This window comes from Photobacterium carnosum (genome assembly GCF_021236965.1).
Classification (GTDB): domain Bacteria; phylum Pseudomonadota; class Gammaproteobacteria; order Enterobacterales; family Vibrionaceae; genus Photobacterium; species Photobacterium carnosum.
In genome coordinates, this window is record NZ_WMDN01000017.1 from 1 (window position 1) to 19,916 (window position 19,916).

Genomic DNA, 19,916 nt, shown 5'->3' on the forward strand with positions numbered 1-19,916 from the left:
GATTGTGATGTTGACTTTAGAGTTGGTTGTTAGCGTAAGGGTTCACTTTAGAGTTGGTCTTAAATTAACTCTAAAGTGAACACTAGAGATCAAATACGTTCGCCCTACCATTATAACGAGCGTATCGAGACCATTAATTAATATTAATGATAGCAAACACGACAACAGCCAAAACTATCATTGCTGTCATTTTGTTATATCTTGATCTCCATATAGGATTAGTCATGCCTGTTTCAAGTTTCGCTTTGTATTGCGCTAGGTAAATAAATACAGAACCGGTATAGAACGTCAGTAGCATTAGTATTAAGAAACCCAACTCCACATCAGTTAGATGTGGGGGTAATGCACTGAAGAAAAGTGCCAGTCCAATAATCTGAACAATAATAAGTAGTGCACTTACAGCAAAATTATTACGTATCATATGAGTTACAACTTGAGAATAACTCACGCTTTCTTTTTGATCTAACATTAGTCGTCCCTACCGTTATTACCGCTAAGTTGAGCTAAACACGCACTTGCTAGTACAGGAAATTCTTTTAGTATTTTTGTTAAAATGGTGGTCTTCGCTTTTTCATGATAGCAACTGCGATTCATGTCAGATGCGTATCTCCAAATTTGACAGTAACCTACCGCATTGTGTCGAATCATATTAACAATGTGGCGATGTTTTGTTTGTGTGGCCAATAAGCTCCACTCGCAACCGTCTCGATGTGACTCCTCATACCATTCTTTAGTTGCTTGTAGCCAAAAGCTATAGCTTTTGATAGGTAAAGGCGCGTCCAGCTCCTTTAATAACAATTCATTCTCATCTTCGCTTAAATGTTCTTTGTTATATAATGCCCACTCTTCAATATGTTCTAATTCCCATGCGTAATATTTATGATCACTATCAAGACCTAGTGATAATATTTTTTGTAGAGGAGGAAGTTGCTTAGGACGCTTTAGGATTTTAACTGGTTTTACTCCATCAGCTAAAAACGTTAATACTGAATACATCTTTTTTGCATCTTGCTGACTGTATTTGTGATATTTCATGAGGTTCTTAGTGTTAAGAGGACATAAATCACCATCCTCAATAAAAGCAGCGTGTTGAGATGCTGTAATACTGTAATGGGCTGAATTTATTTCTCCGTCATCCCAACTGTTACTATTAATCATTGCTGCGCGTTTTTTTTGATAGAGTTCATTAATACTGGCGCGCTTCACTGTATTGAACGCGTAATCGAGAGTCTCACAATCCGTTGTTAACTGTAATGGACGAAAAATTTCAGGTAGAGGTTCATTCTTCGCAACACCTTTAAATAACGACTCGAATAGTTTTTTGATTGAAATGTCAGGCAATTCATCGCCAACTATTTTTGCATCACTACCATGCTGCCCAATCCCTAGTGATATGATCTTATTGGGAGTAATACCATACCCGTAACCAAAATTAGTCCCGTATACAGTATATAATCGATCAACGACAGATTTAGATAAACCATTTTGTTCATAATATCTGAAAATTGAACAGTAAAAATCAATGATTTTATTTTTATCTTTAAATGAATCATTTGCACTCAACTGATCACTGTAGTCACCAATATTTTTCTTCGCAGACCCCGCACAGTAGGTCTCCATTTTATCAAAAACGCCTCTAACTAACGTTTCAATGTGATTAATTGTCATTTTTATAACCTTGTTAATTAAATTTATACATGTATTTTTACATGATTAGCTTTATGCGCAATAGCTATCGTATCGTTATTAACCTACAAATTTATTGTTCTGTTAACCCTATGATGCTTACAATATAAAAAATTAACGTTATTAAGGGATACAGATAAATGCAAAGAGCAAAAAATCTTATTGATATGATTACCTCTCATCCTCAAAAATCGAATGATTGCATAGAATCATCCCCTGATTATCTTGTATGGGCACCGTTACTATCTCAATATAGTGATATTACCGCTTTAGAGCTAGAGAGTATTACGCGTAAGTTTGAAGGCTCGCCATTATCGTTAAATCCAGAGCAAAAGGAACTCGCAGTAAATGCTGCAATAAAAATTGCGAGTCAAACGAAACTAGAGCTATTCAAAACATTAGTACAAATGCAGCTAAACTTAACGGATGCTGTCCATCTAATTAATTCGACAAAACAAACTCCATCCTCGATAGCGAACGTCGTTGACGACCATTCAGAATGCCGAAACAATACAGATGCACCAATACCTGATGTTATTGATTACGCCTTAGAAATAAAAAACATTCAAACCTCATTAAGTAGCCTCATATCTATGTCGGAATTACGTAATGAGCACGTCGAATGTGATAGAACTATTGATGTTAATATGGTTTCAGTTATTGAAAATGCTATAAAAGCTGCAATAACTAGCAGTGAAGCTAAAACTGGCAGTGATGAAGGTCTTATCGAGAAAATAACTGCAGATAACGCTCAATTAATAGAAACAGTAAATAACGTATCTTCTAGCAATAGTAAAATGTTAGAACAAATTGAACTGCTAACAAGTGAGTGTAATGCCCTTACAGAAAAGTTGGCTTCTTCAGAAACCAAAGTTGCTCAGTTAATGAAAGAACGGAGCCCAGACCAGAAACAATTAGATAAGTCGCAAAATAAAATTGACTCACTTAAAACAACTGAAGTGGAGCTAAAAAAACAAATAAAGGGGTTCGAAGAGCGTATGGGCACCCTCATTAAGCAAAACTCAGATCAGCAACAGCGATTAGAAGATTCACAAGATCGATTAATGAAAGCTGTGGACGCTAAATATTTAGCTGAAGGTGAACGAGATAAATTATTAGCAAAATTAGAAAAGAAAACTGCTCGTAAAGACAAAAAATCTGATGTATTAGATAAAATGAGCCTTGTCGCAAGCCAAATTAATAATGAACTGAATGATAATATCGAATCGAATGATAATATCGAATCAACTATCTGATATTTAGAATAATTTACTTGCACTGCCTGATGTCTAGCTCATATTTCAATCAAGCTAGACATCAAAAATCATTAAGTTAATTTAAAAAATAACACGTATTTTTAGTTGGAAGCTGTGTAACACTACCACTCAACGCTCTTGACATTTTCCATGCTTTTGCGCGTCTTGCTCGACTATTCAATGTTAAGTGTTCAATAGCATCAGGCATTGAACCAACCTGTTCAAACACGGAAAAAATGCAGTGTGTACTGTCCATGAGTTCGATTCTAAATTTTTCTGTCGTAGCTCGATCATAATTAGTGACTGATAATTGATATTGAGTTATTCGTGCAAATTGCTCAGTTGCTAGTTTGTGATTCAACGTGTCGGAATATTTCTCTTTAATGAGTGCATCAATATCGTCACGAATACCGTTATTATCTGCATCAACACCCGTTAAATCGTTGGTTTCCGTTTCAACGTCTATGTTCATATGACCGAGATCTCTCGCCAGGTTTTTTATTGCCAGTTTTTGAGCCATTAACGATCTAATGTATTTTTGCGCAGCAGCTTTTTGGGTTGGGTTGCTCCCAAATTTAGTCTCAATTAACGCATCAGCTTCATCAGGTATACCGTTATTGTCAGCATCGTAAGCACCAAGCTCAAAATGATGTTTAGTTACGGTATTAGTATCGGTTACGGTATTAGCTAATGCGCTACCGCTTACAGCTAATGTGATTAAACTTGCAGTTATCAATTTTAATATTTTCAACGACATAACTTTACTCAATATGATTTTTTAAATTAGTAGTAAAAAACGTTTGTACGAAAGAATCTCGTTCATTTTTATCAATGATCCCGTTAACTATTTTAGTGATGCCTTTAATCGCATATTCGGTTCTTAATGCCTTTGAATTTGCAAACAGAATCGATGGGGTTTTATTTAATTGCCAATCTCTAACTCGAAATGAATGTAAGCACATTGCTGTGCCGATCGTGCGCGTGTTTAGTAAGGAGTTGTATTCGAATGATTTAAGTCCTGTAGTGTCAGTACAGAGCGCACGAAATCGCGTAACGCTGTAGAAATAGTGCCATTCTGCGAATGTATCAAATCAGTAATAATTGCTTTATCAACTTCAAATTCGTGAAATACAGAGTTGCTTGTCATGTTTAATTATCACTCGTTCAATAAAAGGATATTTTATCTTGAACGAGTGCAAATTATATTTATGTAATCGCCTGTAAATGCTTTCCCCAGAAAAAATAAATAATAACGCTGATTGTTAAATATGAATTAATATTCAATAAATCAGCATAAAATGATATTAATTTTAAAGTACCAAATTATCCCCTCCTTTATACGTATTTTACGACTGCGTTTTTATCTCTCGCTCCGCTTGATTTTTTAAAGATATATTTTTCTAATTCGCATTCTTAGGCGATCAACTGTCATAGCCTTTAGCATTTATCATTAAATTATAGATAAGCCAGCTATGCAGCTTACAGGCATCAAGAAACACATAATATGATGTAAAACTTAGGTATTGAACTTAAAATTATAGTTCAGGTTGTCTTTTGCTGTTGTGTATTTTTCATAATCAAAACAAATAAAACAAAATAATAACAATTGCCCATTTAAATTGTTTGAACTCAAGAAAAATCGAAGATTTGGAGTGAGTTTAAATAATTAAATCTTTTAATGCCTTTTGTTTAAGACCTTTGTTTAAGATCTTTTATTGGGTTAGTTAAGTTATTGAATTTAAAGGGCTGAAAGGTGACTTCTCGGGCAGGTTTGAAGACTAACTCGGGCAGGTTTGAAGACTATGAGCTGTATTAAGTAACAGGTTATACAACGCTTATGTACACATTATATACATGTTATCAATTTCAATTTTAATGGTTATTGTTGAAATAAAAACAAGCAATAATTAATTATTAGACTTACAACTTTAAAATTAGTTGTTGTGAATGAAAAATGAATATAAACTCAGGCAAATCGTTTTATTTCTTGCCTGAGTTGGATTTATTAATGTCAAAAATTGAATGCGATGAAGTTGCGATTGCAGATACAGGTAGTAACTGTTTTTTGAAACAATCAAATGCATTAACTACGGCCGCATATACATTAACGCGCAATGAAAAACGATTGATTTATATCGTTGTAGAGATCTTAACGACAAATAATATTCCAGAAGTCCGTGGCCGTTATGACATTGAAATTCACCATGGCTATTATCATCGGCTTTTTGGCGGCGGCAATAATGTTGCGCGTGATATAAATGAAGCGTCTCGGCTCTTAAATACACGCGAAGTTATTTTTTATCTTCCAGAAGAAAATGGTGATGGTGATAGCGAAGACGATATTGCACTTGATGGATTAAGTTGGACAGTCAAACGAGGAACGCGACCAAAATTGGGTCTAACGTTATTATCAATAAACGCAGAAGTAGCCGATTTTATGTTGGCCACACATCAGTTTACTGGCTACTATTTGCGAGATGTGGCTAGTTTAGATCGTGTTATCTCAATGCGATTGTATGAAAGCATTATGCAATGGCATAACAGAATGAAACGAAACGAACAATCAGTCACTTTTAGTTATGAGTGGATAATGGATCGCTATCAATTGCCGGCATCCTTGCGAGTTATTACTGATTTTCGTAAACGTTTTTTACGAGTAGCAACAAAAGAAATTACAGATAAAACGGATATAGACGTTAGATTTGAAGAACATACCCGTCGAGAAGGGAGAAAAATAGTATTAGAATCTATAACTTTTTACTGGAGTAAGAAGCGTCGGAACAAAAGCAAGAAATCGTTATGCGATAACGATTATATTGAAACTAAAACGGCATCACTACAAATGCCGCTTTATGAGTCAATGCAAACAGAATGTTTTATCCTTGCTAGTAAAGATTATCTAAACGCTATTATTAGTAATGGTGCAAAATTAGAGCTACCAAAACCTTCATGGTTTACACATTTTATTCATGCTCATAAATTTGTTACAGGATTACTGCCTGATCTTAAATATATGAATATTGCAAAAAAAGTGCTTAGTGAACAAGAGTATAATTTTTTGTCGTCAAAAGGTCATATTTAATGTTGCAGCAAAAACGAGCCTGTTTAGTTTGTTTGACTAAACAGGCTTGTTTGTTATTTATCGTAGAGAGATCGAAGTTGCTGAACATCAAACATAAACTCTGCGTGACCATCCTTAACATCGCTATCGGGATAAATTGGGAGCTCTAATTTACCGCTATCCCCTTGCAGATTAAAACCAATATGCTCAGTTTCACCCGGTCCTACATGTTGTTCATTAATAATCACACCAAAACTGGCATCACTACGGACAGTAACTATGCCCTCTTGAGGACCTGTAGCTATGTTTCCTGAGTCAGTATGCAACACGGAAGATGTGATTACGGCTGCGGGTTTGTCGTTCTTTAGTAACAATTTTCGGGAGATAGGTAATGCAGTAACAGCTTTTAATTTAATCCAGTTATCAGGCGTATACATAAATGTAACGCTAGATGTTCCGATGTTACCGAATGCGTCTTTTGCACGAACTGTTAATGTGTACTGTTGAGACTCAATCATCGCAGGGAAAATACGAGGCTGCTCAATTTTAATTTTATTTTTATCGATATTACGATAAGCAAGATAAATGTTATCTTTCGATGGTCCACCTTTCAGAGTGATATCTAAAATCCGTGATTCAGACATATCTGCAATATTTACAGTTAATCCATTAATGCCATGAACCATCCCTTTAACGGGTTGGCCGTTGTAATCAATAGTTATTTGTGGTGCCTCAGCATCATTAGTGAATTTTGCTACATTTTTTGTTGTAAAGTTTCGGTGTGCCTCCATTATGACAGCATCAATATCATATACGCCATCAGGCAGTTTTGATAAATCGAATGCGAATTTGTAATTATCTGAATTTTCCTCCCATTTTGTACGAGGCACATTTAATTTTTTACCGTTGCTATTGAGATAAGCGTCAGTAATACGAACGGAGTCAAAATAATAGCCTCGGCTTGGTTGATTAGCTAAAACGGTTACTATCTTAGTTGATGGCTCCCATTCAGTTGACGTAATTATTGGTAGTGCCGAGTTATTCCAATGAACACTCGCCCATCCTGGTTGTGAGAACAGTGAGCCGTCCTTATTTTTTAGAGTGGAACCATAGTGCCAATTACCTATTGTTCCCTTGTTGATTTCTTTTGGTGGATCATAGGTAATAACACAAGAAGTTTCTCCTGCAGGGATAGTGCAATTACCCATATGTTCGAAAAATTGTTCATATGGACGTGATTGAGCAATAATTTTTGATGCCAAGATCTTAACGGGCATCTCATTGACATTAATGTGACGACTCCATGACGACCAGCCTATATCTGAATATTCATAACTATTGCCAAGACGAACAGGTTGTTTTACGACGTCTTCTGCTAGTTTAAGATTGTAACCATTAATGTATATGCCGCCATACTGCCTTTTATCATGCATTGATACGTAGTTGCCGTCAGTAAATCCATAAGGATCGGTATAAATCACATATACTGGTTCCCCTTTATCATTATCAATGATCTGAGAATGACCTTTGGGAATTAATCCACCCCTCGCATGAGTGTGAAAGTTATCATAAGGCACTTGATACATTGTTTTGACGGGATTAGTGAAGACCTTCATACCAGGCTTGTACGTTTCAAAGCCTTTGACTCCACCAATCGATTGATCTGAGTTTGGATTATATATAGCCACCAATGACGCACTGCCATTTACGTTGTCGTAATACATTTTTTGCGCGAGTGAATACTCGGTATTACCGGCATTATCATGCACTTCAAACTGTAATGTGTATATTTCAGTTGCGTTATTAGACGGGAACCAACCGCTACCATTACCAATCGATGCCATTTTGCCTTGGCTGTCATAATTAACTTTTGATCGCTTGTATACGGAGCCATCTTCGCGCTTAACAATGGCAAATATCTCACTAATCCCAGAGAGTTCATCTGAGATTTCTGTCGCCCGATATTTATTATCCTCCCAATAACCGGTATACCAAACATTAGGAGGAACATCTTTTCCGCCGAGGCCCCCGTATGATTGCGCGACGATAGGACCAACTTTTGGCGGAGTTAGATCGATTGTAATTTTGTCGGTTGTAGTGCTAATTAACGTCCCTTTCAAATCAAGAGTTTCACTAATTATAGAGTATTCACCTGACTGCAGTTTGTTACTTACAGTAAATTGCACGCCATAAAATGTTTGGTTATTTACTGTAAGTCGGTCATGAGTATTGATGACGTGACTGGTTTTAGTCGCAATAGTAAGATCACCCGCGTCTTTTATTGTCATGCGCATACGACGATCTAATCCTGCACTCATCGTAATGGTTACATCGCCATTAGGGTTGAAGAATTTTTGAGATAAGGCAGCTTCTTTATGTTCGCCTTGTTGATCAGTGTAACCGATAGAGATCACTTCAGCGTTTACTGCTGTCGAACTAATTAATAACGCTATCAATATTCCAAGTTTTTTCTTGTTAATCATCATCTATTTACCACGATTTTAATATTTAGCGTTATTGTAACTAATATTTATATATTTAAATTGTGGTAATGAGGCTTAAATGCCACCGCTTATTGAAATTATCGTAAGGTGACTACGGGGATATTGTTAATATTGGCATATGGGAATAAACAATAAACGATAGCAATAACTCACGCTATTACTATCGTTTATTGCAACTTTTTTTGAGTTCGTAATCTTCAAACCTGCCCGAGTTAGAAAATATAATTGTTATTAATCAGTTTGTTAAGCAGCATCAAAAAGCAACGCAAATTTTTGCATTGTAAAAATCAACTTAAAAAGGCATTATTAATGCAAATAATTAATTAATTCTGTTATTTAGCATGAATGGCTTCAACAGCTTGTAAGTTGACCTTAGTATGTTAACTACGATTTCAGATAGTAAAAATATCCATTAATAATAGAGGTCTTCAAATCTGCCCGAGTTCGACACTGGATGAAAAAAAAACACAAAAAAAACTAATAAAGTCTATTATTTGTCACTTTATTAGCTTTTTATGTGAAATTGATTAGTTAATTTAAACATATTAACTATTTGTTAAACTCTACCCCTTTTAGATAGGGTTATTCTAGTTGAGCCAATTTCATCGGTGTAACCATACCAATCATTCGTTTCTAAACATTCCATTAATTCGTTTATTGCGTGATGATAGTTTTTTCCTGCGATACGAAAATCATCATGTGATAACTCGAAAACCTCGCATATATCGGCATCAATAAACTCTACGCACACAAACGGAAATGTATATCGGGGAATTGGAATGCCAGCCAACCGACCAACATAGCTATACATGTACGCCTGTATGTCATATTTTAAGTCAGCAAAATAATAAATAACTTTTAATGGATTAGCCGAGCGAGAGGTTTTTAAGTCTACAGGTACGCCATCGTAAGATAACCAGTCGAAACGCACTTTTAGCCAGCGCCCAGTCTCAGGACAAAGAGCTATAACAGATAGTTCTGATATACCGTCTGATAGTAAAGTATCTGCCCACTCATTATTACGTACAGTTTTACATGCTCGATGTGCATCATCCCAGACGACAGCATCAATGCCTGTTTTTCCTTGATTTGCCTCTAAATGTCGTTGCTGCATTACATCGAATATAAACTCACCGAGACAAGGATCATGTTCAATTAGGCGTTCGATAAGAACGGCTTTAGTTCCTGATAATTTAAGCCCATTCTCTTTACAAAGAGATTTAATATCCTCGCTTGAAGATAATAGATTTGGATTTTCTGCTTGTGATAGTTCGCGGAAATAACGGTCATAAAAACCATTTGGTTCTAAGATTAACTCATGAGCATAAGTACCCGCATCCAAGGTGTATTCCATCGCTTTTGATGTTCGTTTTCGATTAACAGGATCGATGTAATGTCTATAATAGTGCGCGGGAGAAGTTAAGAATTTTTTTATCATACTAGAGCTAAATGCTGGCAGTGAATGATAAACATCGTTAGGAATGTCAGTATATATACCCGCAATTAAATCGCCATTAGCATCAAGAAAGTTCGGCTTACCTTGATCGTCATAGCCCGCTTTGACGGTAAAATTTGCTTTAGCGTTTATATCATCAATATCAGCTCTTTTTGCTGAAATTAGACCTGATTTAATTGTTAATTCCTGTGATTTAGAGTTCACAACGGGAGTGATGGTGGATGCCGATTTATTAGTTACTTCAACACCTTTTACTTTAACGATCTTCGGCATATTTTTTTGGATTTTTTCTATCATTCCCTTTTCAGGGTTCCAGTTACTATCCATAACATCGACAAATAAACTACCCATTGAAAACATAATAAACCCCTAAAATTCAATCAATTAACCTGTGTATTTATTATCACATGAGTTCTAATATGCGCTAGTGGCTGATAAGTTTTTGGATAACATCATTTAAAGTAATGCACTTACAACCAAGTAAGAACTTGCACGTTCAAAAAATAGCGTTACTATTAATTGTTATTATTTTTATCATTGAATGTTCAGGTTATGAATACAGAAAAAAAACGTTACTTATCACTAACAGGTAATTCACCATATTCAGTTTTGAAGTGGCTACAATACAATAAACAATACCAAGTAATAGAAAAATCAATTATTGACGATCAATTTTTAACATTGGTTTTTAATGATACATTCCGAAAAAAAATAGCAGCAGATATAGAAAAAGCTAATGATATTTGTACCCGATACAGAACATCATTACTAAAAGTTCTGGATGTGGTGTGTGAAAAATTCCCTATTATCACCATTTCCCGCAAAGGTGTAAGTTCTTTTGTTATAACTCTTGTTGTCAATAAGTCTATTGAGCTTACTACTGAAGCACTCACGCTAGAGAAAGCGTTTGAGGATGCGCGGGTACTTAATAAATCTTATAATTGTGCGCATTTTGCTGATGTAACATATATTGGCAGTTGGTTCTATGAGTTGCCGATCAATAAACAATTAACCATTCTTTACAAGACAATTATTGGTGATTTTGGAGAGAATTATTACTCCCCAACAATGGATCTGCTAGAGAAGAAACGTATTGAGCATAACATTGTCGTAGGAACTAAATCATACGATTATTTTATTGATAACATTACGGGTATGAAAGTTTACAACCCTTATCGATTAACATCTGAACCTGCATCTCGCTATGGGCGATGTTATCTGGATTGGTATCAAAACGTGGAAAAAGAAGGTTAATTTACAAACGAAAAAAATCCAATCAAACAACAGTGCATTCGGTTTGATTGGATTTTTTGTTGTATTCAGATTACGATTTTGACTTGAAAAACACAGTGGTTAAAGGCCAAAAGCACGACACGATAAATATTATCAACGTCAAAGGAGGTAAGATTTTAGGAAACAATACGATGTAGTATGTGCATAACCCCGTATGATTTAAGATAAAATCCCAATGTGGAGGATATATTCTTAATTCCTCAGCAAGAATGACCTGTGTGAACACGCCAGTAATGAATATAATAAATAATACTAAGGATATTAAGTTTATTCGCTTTAGCGTGTTGTATGTTGATCGTGCCTCAGTATCATCATAAAAATGATTCGCTTTATTGCCAGATAAAATGGTGAGAGCTGAAAATAAAGCAAGCGTAGTGATGGTTGCAGCATTAACAGCATAAATGCTGATTTTCGAAAGTATTGGTATCGAAATCGTGTACATAGGCATTAAAATGGCGGTAATGAAGGCTATAATAGTCCCAGGTGCCCAATTAAAATCTAATTTCAACATGATTGGTTCACTTCAAATAAACTCAATGCATTAGCTACACAAAAGTTACTTGGTTTTGTTCCATGGCTAGTATCAAAAAATTCTTTTCTTATACTAACTGCATCTTCAAGATAAATGAGGTCGTTAGCTAATTCCCATTGCCCATTAGTTAACCAAGATAAGTTATGTATATGGTCTATCGTAAGGATACCCGTTGCGGGTTTTAGTTGATCAACTAAAAAACCGGAGATTGGTAATCCTTTATCAAGCGGCAGGCGAATGCCAGATGTTGATTCATATGATGTAAACGTTACATTATCAATAACGGATACGAAAATGTCGTTTTTTTGGCGCAAAATATCGCCAGAACTTGTTAAGTAAAACATAATTAGTATTTATCCTTCTAAAAATGCAGTGAAAATGCAATATATTTGAATTGCTGTTGCCAAATAGTTTGGCACTTACAACAGTAAATACATTGTGTTGATAGCAATGGTCCAACTCTTAATTCATCAAAATATGCGGCATGAACAAACGAGTTACAGTCTGGACACTTGTTCATGCTACTGACAACAAAGCTGTCATCCCCATTTAATTTTTTAACACTAATAACGAACTGATAGAATCTTTCGTATGATGTATGGCAGTTACAACAAGTATAATTAGCTAAAAAACCATTTTTACACTCTTTAATATCACACAACAACTCACTACAGCATATTTTGCAAATATCCAAAACCTTTACCACCTAAATCTTACGTTTTTAATGACAATTGTTCATGAATATATAACACTCAATTTAACATCCGTTAAAGGATAATCATATTTGATATTAAATTGTGTTATCACTTTAGATATTGCAGGAAGAATAATAGCCAATTTTGACGGTTTAACTATAGTTACTACAGAGGATGAATAAACGTCCATTGTTAAATAATCAGTTAACTCACTCTTCGCCATCGAAAATAATGCTGTTATAGCCGACGACATAACTGATTGACGACGAGCGAGGGGTAAATTTTCAATGTTAAGGTTAAAAATAACGTTAATATTTTTATCAATGAAAACGTCAAGGTAATATTTCTGAAGGGCTAAAGGGCTGATTGTTTTGGCCGCTAGTAATATCTGATGAGAGTTGTCACTATTTTTAATAATTGTATATACGTTACCATGCTGATGACAACCATCAACCATCCCTTGATAGATCGTTTCGTCGGAACCGCTATTAATGACAATAGAACAGAAATAATCAGTACAGCACGCTCCGAGACATCGCATACCTGTTTTGAAATTAACTTTATTAAATCGAAACGCCTCTATTTGCTGACGTTGATTTTTATTAAGCATTACAGGTACATTTTTTACTAATTGACGAGATTGATCCGTTGTTAAACTAAACGGTAGAGCAATGATGCTTAATTCCTTTTCACATCCATCTTCACTTAAAACTTGTTTTTTTACTTTAAAATTTTCCATTAGTAATCACTAATCAATTATGACTTGTACAAATATTTTGGCATTAACTCCCGTATGCGCTAGTGCCTCCAATATACATTGGACATACATTGGATAATTTTATTGTAAGGCAAATACCTAATTTGTTAGATGCTGTAGTGAACGGTTAAATAGCCGGTATTAATATCAATATCATTGCGAATATTAAATGTGGTAAGTAAGTAACGTATTACACTAAGTGCAGATTTTAACTCGTGTGGGTAAACGGCAAGATAAAAGCACAAGTTTGGTGTGGTTGCGTCACTATCAACGTTATAGTTGAACCCCATCTTGTGTAATTTGCTATTAACTTTATTAATCTCGTTTGATTTCAGTTCTTGAAATTTATCTTTAGTCACCGAGGCTATAATATTAACTTCAGCCAATATATACTCATCCTCACAGCTAGCATCCTTGCGACTTTCGATGATAGTTGCTAGCTTTAATGGATTGGGGACATAAGCAGCTAGAACTAATTGCCATTCGGTAGGGCTAATTTCGTGAACGGCATAATAAATCCGATCAATTTCTTCAACGTTGCGTGTTAAATACGCTTTAAGTTCATTATTAGTTAAATGCACTAATTTTTCAGCTAACTTTACAGCGTTAGATAGCGAAGCGTTACCTAACGCTGCTGTGCAAGATGGAAATGTAAGTGTATTACGTCGAAAATTTTCAATGGTATCAATAGGTACACCGCTCCAACTAAGATTAAATAGTCCTGCCTCAATAAGCGTAAGTGCATCACTATCAATTTGTAATGGAATAACGACACAATCAAGATCGCAATATTGAGCTTTATCATTTTGATGATTAAAGCGATAACATTTAAATGGTTCTAACGACATTTGCTTACCTATAATTTAAATTGAACATGATTATCAAGGTCTGAATAAAAATCCAAACCAACGACTCGGCAGCGTCGAGTCATTTCAATTCGTTGATCCACAGAATCAGCATACTGTTGAATTTGATCAACGATCCGTGAGGCTGGTAATGCAGCTAATTTTGCGGCTGCTCTACGTTCTTCGTTGTTGCTACACCCCAAATTTTTCATATCCACTTTCCGCAACAATTTGTACGCTGCATTACGCGGAATTTTAACTTTTAATTGATGGCTGGATGATTGCATTTTAAATTCCTTAGTATCTTGATTGTTCCCTACTAAATAAGTAGAGAACAAATTTTAGTTATCACGGCATGTTTACTTCGTTAGCTGACAATCTTCTTCCTCAACGCCAGCATCTTCGATATCTTCAAGAGAGCGGACAATAAGAACTGTTTGTAATCCCTCATATAACTTATCTAACACTGATACTTGTGCGAAATATGTTTCATCACACGATGATGTGTCGCCTACAGCTACGGCACAAGTACGCCAAGGTGAATCAATCCCTTGTGGGTCATAGCATGATAGATAAGTGTTACCATTTTTTTGTTTACGACAAAGCAAGTAGCAAAGGTTATTTTTATCTGCAACATAAACGCCTTTACCTGAATCTGTATCTTTATTAACTTGAGTCGATTTATCAATTAGATACGCACGTTCATGCTTGTAATGATTAGAGATCTCATAACCTTTTTTACGCTTAGCTGATACCGCTTTTTGAACAGCCCTTGCAGCATCTTGAGGGAATGCGGTCGTCATTATAGGTTGAGGTGTAGTATTTGAGCCGACACGTCCATAATGGCGATAAACAGTGTATTCATTTGATTCTTGATCTTGCAGAGTAGAAACGTTATAGAATTTATCTGAATTTGTAACTGAATCTTGAAAATTCATTTCTATCTTTTCAATTAAAATTGAATCGTTTGATAATGCAGACATTTTTATTGCTCCATTGCAATGTTTAATTATTAACTGCATTTATTGTCACACGGTTTTCGAATCGCGCTACCCTCGCCCAATTTGGCTAGTGTCGTAGTTGGATTACAATTGGTGGGGGTGTAATGCACAAACAATAATTCACATCACTTGTGCATTACGATTTACGTTTAGGCGCCAAGTAATATTTTAAATAGCATTAATGATCCCATGCCGCTAATTACAACCCAAATAAGATCGAATTTTAGACTCACTAATGTACAAACAATGGCTGCTAAAACTTTTGGATTATCTAAAGTGAACGCAAGATGTGGCGCAGTCCCCAATATTTCAACAGCTATAATTGCGGGAAGAACAGTAACAGGGACAAATCGAAGTGTTTTCTTGAATCTCTCAGACATTTCAAAACGTCCAGCGAGACCTATAACGGATAGTCGAACAATATAAGTAGCCATTATCATTGCTACACATAGTAAAATAAAGTATGAATTAGACATTATAAAACCGCCCCTTCGTTATTATTGTGATTCTTTACCAATGCCTGTTTCTCCGTTGCAACATCCATTCTATATCCCGCAAACACGCCGAGAATGGCAGCAATAACAAGACCTAGTGAATAAGGTAAGCCTGATAGTAATAATCCAGATATTGTTGCTACAATTGCAGCAGTAATACATTCTCGATTGTGTAGTTGTGGAATTACGATAGCAATAAACGCAGCGATCATCGCAAAATCTAATCCATAATTTGCGATTTGTGGAAATGATGAACCGATTGCTGCGCCTAGAAGATCTGCAATTACCCAATTTAGCCAAAAACCAAACATGGCTGCTAAGTAAAAAATATGCCGAGATTTTTTCCCCTCTTTCATGTGATTAATGGTCGAAGCGTAAACCTCATCAGTTAATCCGTAACTCATGAGCATTCGTACGTAAAATGGATATTCTTTCATGTGATCTGACATGGACGCCGAATATAATAAATGGCGAAGATTAATGACGAATGTAGTGAATGCTATAACAGCAATACCTGCAGATGCCTGAACGAGTCCGATCGCAACCATTTGTGCCGAGCCAGCAAAAACAGTAAATGACCAAATGGTACTTTGAGCAATTGTCATTCCAGCTGTAACACTAAGTGCACCGACGATAAATGAAAAAGGAAAGGCACCTACGCATAATGGACCTATCGCTTTCAATCCGCCCAATATCATTACTTTAGTTGTTTTCATAAAATTATAATTTCCTCGTTATTTTATTCTCTCTATTTTTAGGCTATTACTGGATTCTTACGCTTTCAACAATAAACGTTGGCATTTACGATCAATGTCTCTTTTATTACATATATCTAAATATATCATTACAATACATACTCAATTTGTCATAAGTATTAATATACCAATTGAGCAATAACAAATTTATCGTTAGTTAACTACGATTATTTCGACGGAAAGAAAAAATGAAACGAGTAATTAATGCAAAACAAGCACCAGAAGCTATCGGACCTTATTCTCATGCGAATGCTTTCGGTGCAATGATTTTTACTTCTGGCCAATTACCCGTGTCTGAAGGGAAAATTGTTAGTGGTGGTATTATCGAACAATCAAAACAATCACTACTCAATCTTCAGTATGTATTGAAAGCTGCACATGCAGATATGACTACTGTAGTTAAAACTACGTGTTATTTAGCAGATATTAATGATTTTGCGGCTTTTAATGAAGTTTACAAAACATTCTTTAAATCTGACTGCCCGGCACGATCTTGTTTCGCTGTAAAAGATTTGCCATTGGGTGCGCTTATTGAAGTAGAAGCAATTGCTTGCCGAAAGTAGGAGAATGTCATGAAAAATCAAACTAAATGGAATAGCTACAAAAAGATCATCAATACCGTTGTAAAACCTGCGCTTGGTTGCACCGAGCCTATCGCTGCGGCTTATGCTGCATCTGTTGCGGCTGAAATGCTTCACTCTGCACCAACTCGAATTCATGTCGAAGTTAGCTCAAATCTGTTTAAAAATGCGATGGGGGTGTTTGTCCCAGGTACAGGTAAAATTGGTTTAGCTATCGCAGCTGCAGCTGGTGCTATCTATGGGAATCCTGAATATGGACTTGAAGTGCTTGCCGGTATTAATCAGTCTGATGTCGATCGCGCACAAAATCTAATTGATGCTGGTTCGGTTACGGTTAAGCGAAACGTAGAAACAAAAGAATTTATCTATTGTTTTATTGAAATGACTGATGGTAATCATGTTGCAAAAGTGGAGCTTCAGGGCGGGCATACTCAAATCGTTAAAAAAATTCTAGATGATGTAGTTGTATTTGAGCAACCACAAAATAAGTTAGTTTCAACTGGATCCGTTTGCGACGATGTGGATATTTCCTTAGCTTACATTTATGAATATGCAACAACGGAAAAATTTGAAAATATCAAATTCATTCTAGACGCAGCTGATATCAATATCGCTTTATCTAACCACGGATTAGAACATCCTTATGGCTTGGAAATTGGCCGTACATTAGCCGACGCGATGAATGAAGGGATAATTACTGATGATCTAATGAATGATATTATCATGCGAACTTCTGCAGCTTCAGATGCTCGTATGGGTGGTGCAACTCTTCCCGCAATGAGTAATTTTGGCTCAGGTAATCAAGGTATAGCCGCAACAATCCCTGTGGTTATCACTGCTAATTACTATAACCAAGATCAAGAGAACTTAGCTCGAGCATTGATTATTAGTCATTTGACTGCAATTTATATCAAATCGTTTTATCCGCCATTATCTGGTTTCTGTGGTAATACAGTTACTAGCGGTGCAGCTTCAATGGCAATGGTATATCTAGCTGGCGGTACGTTTGAACAATCTTGCTCAGCTCTTCAGAATTGTATTAGTGATGTCGCAGGGATGATCTGTGATGGAGCGAAAGCTACTTGTGCCATGAAAGTTAAATCAGCAACTTGTTCTGCATGTGCAGCTTTCTTGTTAGCAATGCATGATCAGTGTGCCAGTGAACAAGGTATCGTTGCCAAAAATGTTGAGCAAAGCATTAGAAATATCGGGCGTCTAGTTACTAATGGCATCTCTGCCGTAGATACGGAAATTATTGATATAATGTCAGCTTAATGTTTGAACAAAAACGAGCCCAGTAAGCTTAGTGAGCTCGTTTTGCTAAAAAATATTCAGTTGTACCGCACGTCTCTCTCTTGAAAATAATTCAGTGATAATTTCCGAACGCACTTCCGTTGATGAAACACTTGAATCATCCATATTTGTGTAATTTAGCCACAATAATCGCTTTAAAATAGCCCCTACCTTATTTTTCGCGTTAGCTAAAATGAAATAAAAACTATTTTCGACATCCCATTCATCATTTGATTCCGCTATTTTGTAAGGTTCCGGTTTCTGTATCATACGTTGACATTGCTCATTCCAGGTCTTAGCAAAGTTACAGGGATTGTCCTTTATCATCTCAATAGCGATTTCAGTAATCGGAAAATCAGTATCATCTTCGATATGAGATAAGAAGTATTCGGATTTTTCAACACGAGTAATCATTCTTTCTCTGCGCACGTCGGCTTTTTTAACGTAGCCTTTTTGACCTGACGTAAAGATGCTACTGGTGCGAACAGCATCAAAATATTGTTCTACACCAAACATTTTAAGAAAGTTATGCATGTGGTTAAACTTAGGATTGCATTCGCTCATACCGAGGCAATGGGTGCGAGAAAACAAATAATCGTTTTTTCCCCTCTTCGCAGAAAGTAATTTCAATATATTATTATTGGTTAATGCGATGGGCTTACCGTCAGGCATTTTAATGCTTCGTGTTGGAATACCTAAAATTACATCCTTGATTCCTAATGAATCTAGCATCTTCGTTGCATGATCAACGATATCGTCAACAGCATATTGGTGCACAGGAAGAATAACATTTGCATGTTTGGCTATATTGCGTATCTGTGCACGATGCGCGATCAGCTCATTTCGTTGTTTCTCATGATCCATTGGATTGTCATTAAGTACAAAATAAAAGTTTTTACGAGCTGATGGTCTAACTAATTTGAGTATTTGCTGATAATGCTCATAAATTTCTATAGATGACGTCATCTTGCAACCTTTGTTTAAAGCTGATATCAAACCAGTATCGACAAAAATCTTATAACCAGCTTCAGCAGCCTGAATAATATATTGAAATATTGATAAATTTTTCGTCTCGTTTACGTAATGTAATGATATCCCCATATCTTGGCCCGACATCATATAACCAATAGCTTCATCAAGATTCGCAACGCAACTTCTAAATAGAGTTGGATTTTGGGGTGCCTTTAATTCTTTTTCTAGTTTTGATGCGTAACCAATCAAATCACCGATCCCTCGATGCTGTCGAGATATAATAAAATCGAAAGAGTTAGTTAATGATTGAGGCGCTATTTTTAGCATAGCGTCGAGCACATTAAGATAATCGAACGGAAGGAGAACATATACTGTCCGACGAATTTTACGTTTCCCCATAACTTTGTGATGAACGTAAGATCTCATCAAATTTTCAAATGATGCCATGTGTTTTGCTACAAACTCGTCTGTTAACGCCTCAGCGCCCTTACTTTTACGTTTGTGTAATCGCTCGTTATAAGTATCAATTTTTTCATTTGCATCGATTAACCCGTATTTCGCTGACAATACTGCGATATCTGCTAATTGATGCAAGTGTTTCAGTTGATTGATTATTTTCCCATCATACATTTCAATAGCTAATGAATGTTTAGCTGTTTTATTGTTACTACATGGCACAATAATCAATGGTTTATGTTTGCCGATTTCATAATCTATAGATGACATTTTCCTTCC

18 protein-coding genes are annotated in these 19,916 nt (G+C 35.8%); 5 read left to right on the forward strand and 13 right to left on the reverse strand.

Going from position 1 to position 19,916, the window contains the following annotated elements; genetic code table 11:
• Positions 1-133: 133 nt before the first annotated feature.
• Both GLP24_RS14585 and GLP24_RS14590 read right to left on the reverse strand, forming a co-directional pair.
• Positions 134-469 carry a hypothetical protein gene (locus GLP24_RS14585; protein WP_101767526.1) on the reverse strand — a complete coding sequence of 112 codons (336 nt, stop codon included), beginning with the start codon at positions 467-469 and terminating at the stop codon, positions 134-136.
• Positions 469-1,668: a hypothetical protein gene (locus GLP24_RS14590; protein WP_101767527.1), complete on the reverse strand. Its 1,200-nt coding sequence runs from the start codon at positions 1,666-1,668 to the stop codon at positions 469-471. Before GLP24_RS14590 ends, GLP24_RS14585 begins: the two co-directional genes overlap by 1 nt.
• A gap of 158 nt (positions 1,669-1,826) precedes the next feature.
• Here GLP24_RS14590 and GLP24_RS14595 point away from each other — a divergent pair, with 158 nt between their 5' ends.
• Positions 1,827-2,942, forward strand: coding sequence for a coiled-coil domain-containing protein (locus GLP24_RS14595; RefSeq protein WP_101767528.1), 1,116 nt, complete (start codon positions 1,827-1,829; stop codon positions 2,940-2,942).
• A 76-nt stretch (positions 2,943-3,018) separates the two neighbouring features.
• Here GLP24_RS14595 and GLP24_RS14600 read toward each other — a convergent pair whose 3' ends face one another.
• A complete protein-coding gene (locus GLP24_RS14600; protein ID WP_101767529.1) occupies positions 3,019-3,699 on the reverse strand; it encodes a DUF223 domain-containing protein in 681 nt (226 codons plus the stop codon).
• A gap of 1,251 nt (positions 3,700-4,950) precedes the next feature.
• On the opposite strand from GLP24_RS14600, the gene GLP24_RS14605 reads away from it, so the two are divergent.
• Positions 4,951-6,024, forward strand: coding sequence for a RepB family plasmid replication initiator protein (locus tag GLP24_RS14605; RefSeq protein WP_167388502.1), 1,074 nt, complete (start codon positions 4,951-4,953; stop codon positions 6,022-6,024).
• Between the two features lie 53 nt (positions 6,025-6,077).
• Here the strand turns inward: GLP24_RS14605 and GLP24_RS14610 are convergent, their stop codons facing one another.
• Both GLP24_RS14610 and GLP24_RS14615 read right to left on the reverse strand, forming a co-directional pair.
• Positions 6,078-8,489, reverse strand: a complete 2,412-nt coding sequence (locus GLP24_RS14610) for an Ig-like domain-containing protein (protein WP_101767532.1) — start codon at positions 8,487-8,489, stop codon at positions 6,078-6,080.
• Positions 8,490-9,063: 574 nt separating this feature from the next.
• The gene (locus GLP24_RS14615; protein WP_101767533.1) at positions 9,064-10,323 is read right to left on the reverse strand and encodes a PD-(D/E)XK nuclease-like domain-containing protein; all 1,260 of its coding nucleotides are present in this window, start codon (positions 10,321-10,323) and stop codon (positions 9,064-9,066) included.
• A gap of 192 nt (positions 10,324-10,515) precedes the next feature.
• Between GLP24_RS14615 and GLP24_RS14620 the strand changes: the two genes are divergently transcribed.
• Positions 10,516-11,217, forward strand: coding sequence for a hypothetical protein (locus GLP24_RS14620; protein ID WP_101767534.1), 702 nt, complete (start codon positions 10,516-10,518; stop codon positions 11,215-11,217).
• A 543-nt stretch (positions 11,218-11,760) separates the two neighbouring features.
• Here GLP24_RS14620 and GLP24_RS14625 read toward each other — a convergent pair.
• The 7 genes from GLP24_RS14625 to GLP24_RS14655 all read right to left on the reverse strand — a co-directional run bounded on the left by GLP24_RS14625 (position 11,761) and on the right by GLP24_RS14655 (position 16,296).
• Positions 11,761-12,132 carry a hypothetical protein gene (locus GLP24_RS14625; protein ID WP_101767536.1) on the reverse strand — a complete coding sequence of 124 codons (372 nt, stop codon included), beginning with the start codon at positions 12,130-12,132 and terminating at the stop codon, positions 11,761-11,763.
• Between the two features lie 391 nt (positions 12,133-12,523).
• Positions 12,524-13,222: a hypothetical protein gene (locus GLP24_RS14630; protein WP_101767537.1), complete on the reverse strand. Its 699-nt coding sequence runs from the start codon at positions 13,220-13,222 to the stop codon at positions 12,524-12,526.
• A 125-nt stretch (positions 13,223-13,347) separates the two neighbouring features.
• Entirely contained in the window at positions 13,348-14,088 is a 741-nt protein-coding gene (locus GLP24_RS14635) for a hypothetical protein (RefSeq protein WP_101767538.1), read from the reverse strand.
• Positions 14,089-14,096: 8 nt separating this feature from the next.
• Positions 14,097-14,372 (reverse strand): hypothetical protein, encoded by a 276-nt coding sequence (locus tag GLP24_RS14640; protein WP_101767539.1) that lies wholly within the window; start codon positions 14,370-14,372, stop codon positions 14,097-14,099.
• Positions 14,373-14,444: 72 nt separating this feature from the next.
• Positions 14,445-15,068 carry a WGR domain-containing protein gene (locus GLP24_RS14645; RefSeq protein WP_167388503.1) on the reverse strand — a complete coding sequence of 208 codons (624 nt, stop codon included), beginning with the start codon at positions 15,066-15,068 and terminating at the stop codon, positions 14,445-14,447.
• Positions 15,069-15,235: 167 nt separating this feature from the next.
• Entirely contained in the window at positions 15,236-15,562 is a 327-nt protein-coding gene (locus GLP24_RS14650) for an AzlD domain-containing protein (RefSeq protein ID WP_101767541.1), read from the reverse strand.
• Entirely contained in the window at positions 15,562-16,296 is a 735-nt protein-coding gene (locus tag GLP24_RS14655) for an AzlC family ABC transporter permease (RefSeq protein ID WP_101767542.1), read from the reverse strand. Before GLP24_RS14655 ends, GLP24_RS14650 begins: the two co-directional genes overlap by 1 nt.
• A gap of 227 nt (positions 16,297-16,523) precedes the next feature.
• Here GLP24_RS14655 and GLP24_RS14660 point away from each other — a divergent pair, with 227 nt between their 5' ends.
• Together GLP24_RS14660 and GLP24_RS14665 are read left to right on the forward strand one after the other, a co-directional pair.
• Complete coding sequence (locus GLP24_RS14660; protein ID WP_101767543.1) at positions 16,524-16,898, forward strand: Rid family detoxifying hydrolase; 375 nt, start codon at positions 16,524-16,526, stop codon at positions 16,896-16,898.
• Positions 16,899-16,907: 9 nt separating this feature from the next.
• Positions 16,908-18,191, forward strand: a complete 1,284-nt coding sequence (locus tag GLP24_RS14665) for an L-cysteine desulfidase family protein (protein ID WP_101767544.1) — start codon at positions 16,908-16,910, stop codon at positions 18,189-18,191.
• Between the two features lie 45 nt (positions 18,192-18,236).
• Here GLP24_RS14665 and GLP24_RS14670 read toward each other — a convergent pair whose 3' ends face one another.
• The gene (locus GLP24_RS14670) at positions 18,237-19,907 is read right to left on the reverse strand and encodes a DUF6884 domain-containing protein (RefSeq protein WP_101767545.1); all 1,671 of its coding nucleotides are present in this window, start codon (positions 19,905-19,907) and stop codon (positions 18,237-18,239) included.
• Positions 19,908-19,916 lie beyond the last annotated feature (9 nt).

What these genes read in the sequence shown, in the direction of transcription:
- GLP24_RS14605 (WP_167388502.1), top strand. Translation starts at nt 4,951, where the DNA reads ATGTCAAAAATTGAATGCGATGAAGTTGCGATTGCAGATACAGGTAGT.
- GLP24_RS14645 (WP_167388503.1), bottom strand. Translation starts at nt 15,068, where the DNA reads ATGTCTGCATTATCAAACGATTCAATTTTAATTGAAAAGATAGAAATG.
- GLP24_RS14670 (WP_101767545.1), bottom strand. Translation starts at nt 19,907, where the DNA reads ATGTCATCTATAGATTATGAAATCGGCAAACATAAACCATTGATTATT.
- GLP24_RS14630 (WP_101767537.1), bottom strand. Translation starts at nt 13,222, where the DNA reads ATGGAAAATTTTAAAGTAAAAAAACAAGTTTTAAGTGAAGATGGATGT.
- GLP24_RS14655 (WP_101767542.1), bottom strand. Translation starts at nt 16,296, where the DNA reads ATGAAAACAACTAAAGTAATGATATTGGGCGGATTGAAAGCGATAGGT.
- GLP24_RS14620 (WP_101767534.1), top strand. Translation starts at nt 10,516, where the DNA reads ATGAATACAGAAAAAAAACGTTACTTATCACTAACAGGTAATTCACCA.
- GLP24_RS14650 (WP_101767541.1), bottom strand. Translation starts at nt 15,562, where the DNA reads ATGTCTAATTCATACTTTATTTTACTATGTGTAGCAATGATAATGGCT.
- GLP24_RS14660 (WP_101767543.1), top strand. Translation starts at nt 16,524, where the DNA reads ATGAAACGAGTAATTAATGCAAAACAAGCACCAGAAGCTATCGGACCT.
- GLP24_RS14610 (WP_101767532.1), bottom strand. Translation starts at nt 8,489, where the DNA reads ATGATGATTAACAAGAAAAAACTTGGAATATTGATAGCGTTATTAATT.
- GLP24_RS14595 (WP_101767528.1), top strand. Translation starts at nt 1,827, where the DNA reads ATGCAAAGAGCAAAAAATCTTATTGATATGATTACCTCTCATCCTCAA.
- GLP24_RS14665 (WP_101767544.1), top strand. Translation starts at nt 16,908, where the DNA reads ATGAAAAATCAAACTAAATGGAATAGCTACAAAAAGATCATCAATACC.
- GLP24_RS14640 (WP_101767539.1), bottom strand. Translation starts at nt 14,372, where the DNA reads ATGCAATCATCCAGCCATCAATTAAAAGTTAAAATTCCGCGTAATGCA.
- GLP24_RS14625 (WP_101767536.1), bottom strand. Translation starts at nt 12,132, where the DNA reads ATGTTTTACTTAACAAGTTCTGGCGATATTTTGCGCCAAAAAAACGAC.
- GLP24_RS14585 (WP_101767526.1), bottom strand. Translation starts at nt 469, where the DNA reads ATGTTAGATCAAAAAGAAAGCGTGAGTTATTCTCAAGTTGTAACTCAT.
- GLP24_RS14600 (WP_101767529.1), bottom strand. Translation starts at nt 3,699, where the DNA reads ATGTCGTTGAAAATATTAAAATTGATAACTGCAAGTTTAATCACATTA.
- GLP24_RS14615 (WP_101767533.1), bottom strand. Translation starts at nt 10,323, where the DNA reads ATGTTTTCAATGGGTAGTTTATTTGTCGATGTTATGGATAGTAACTGG.
- GLP24_RS14590 (WP_101767527.1), bottom strand. Translation starts at nt 1,668, where the DNA reads ATGACAATTAATCACATTGAAACGTTAGTTAGAGGCGTTTTTGATAAA.
- GLP24_RS14635 (WP_101767538.1), bottom strand. Translation starts at nt 14,088, where the DNA reads ATGTCGTTAGAACCATTTAAATGTTATCGCTTTAATCATCAAAATGAT.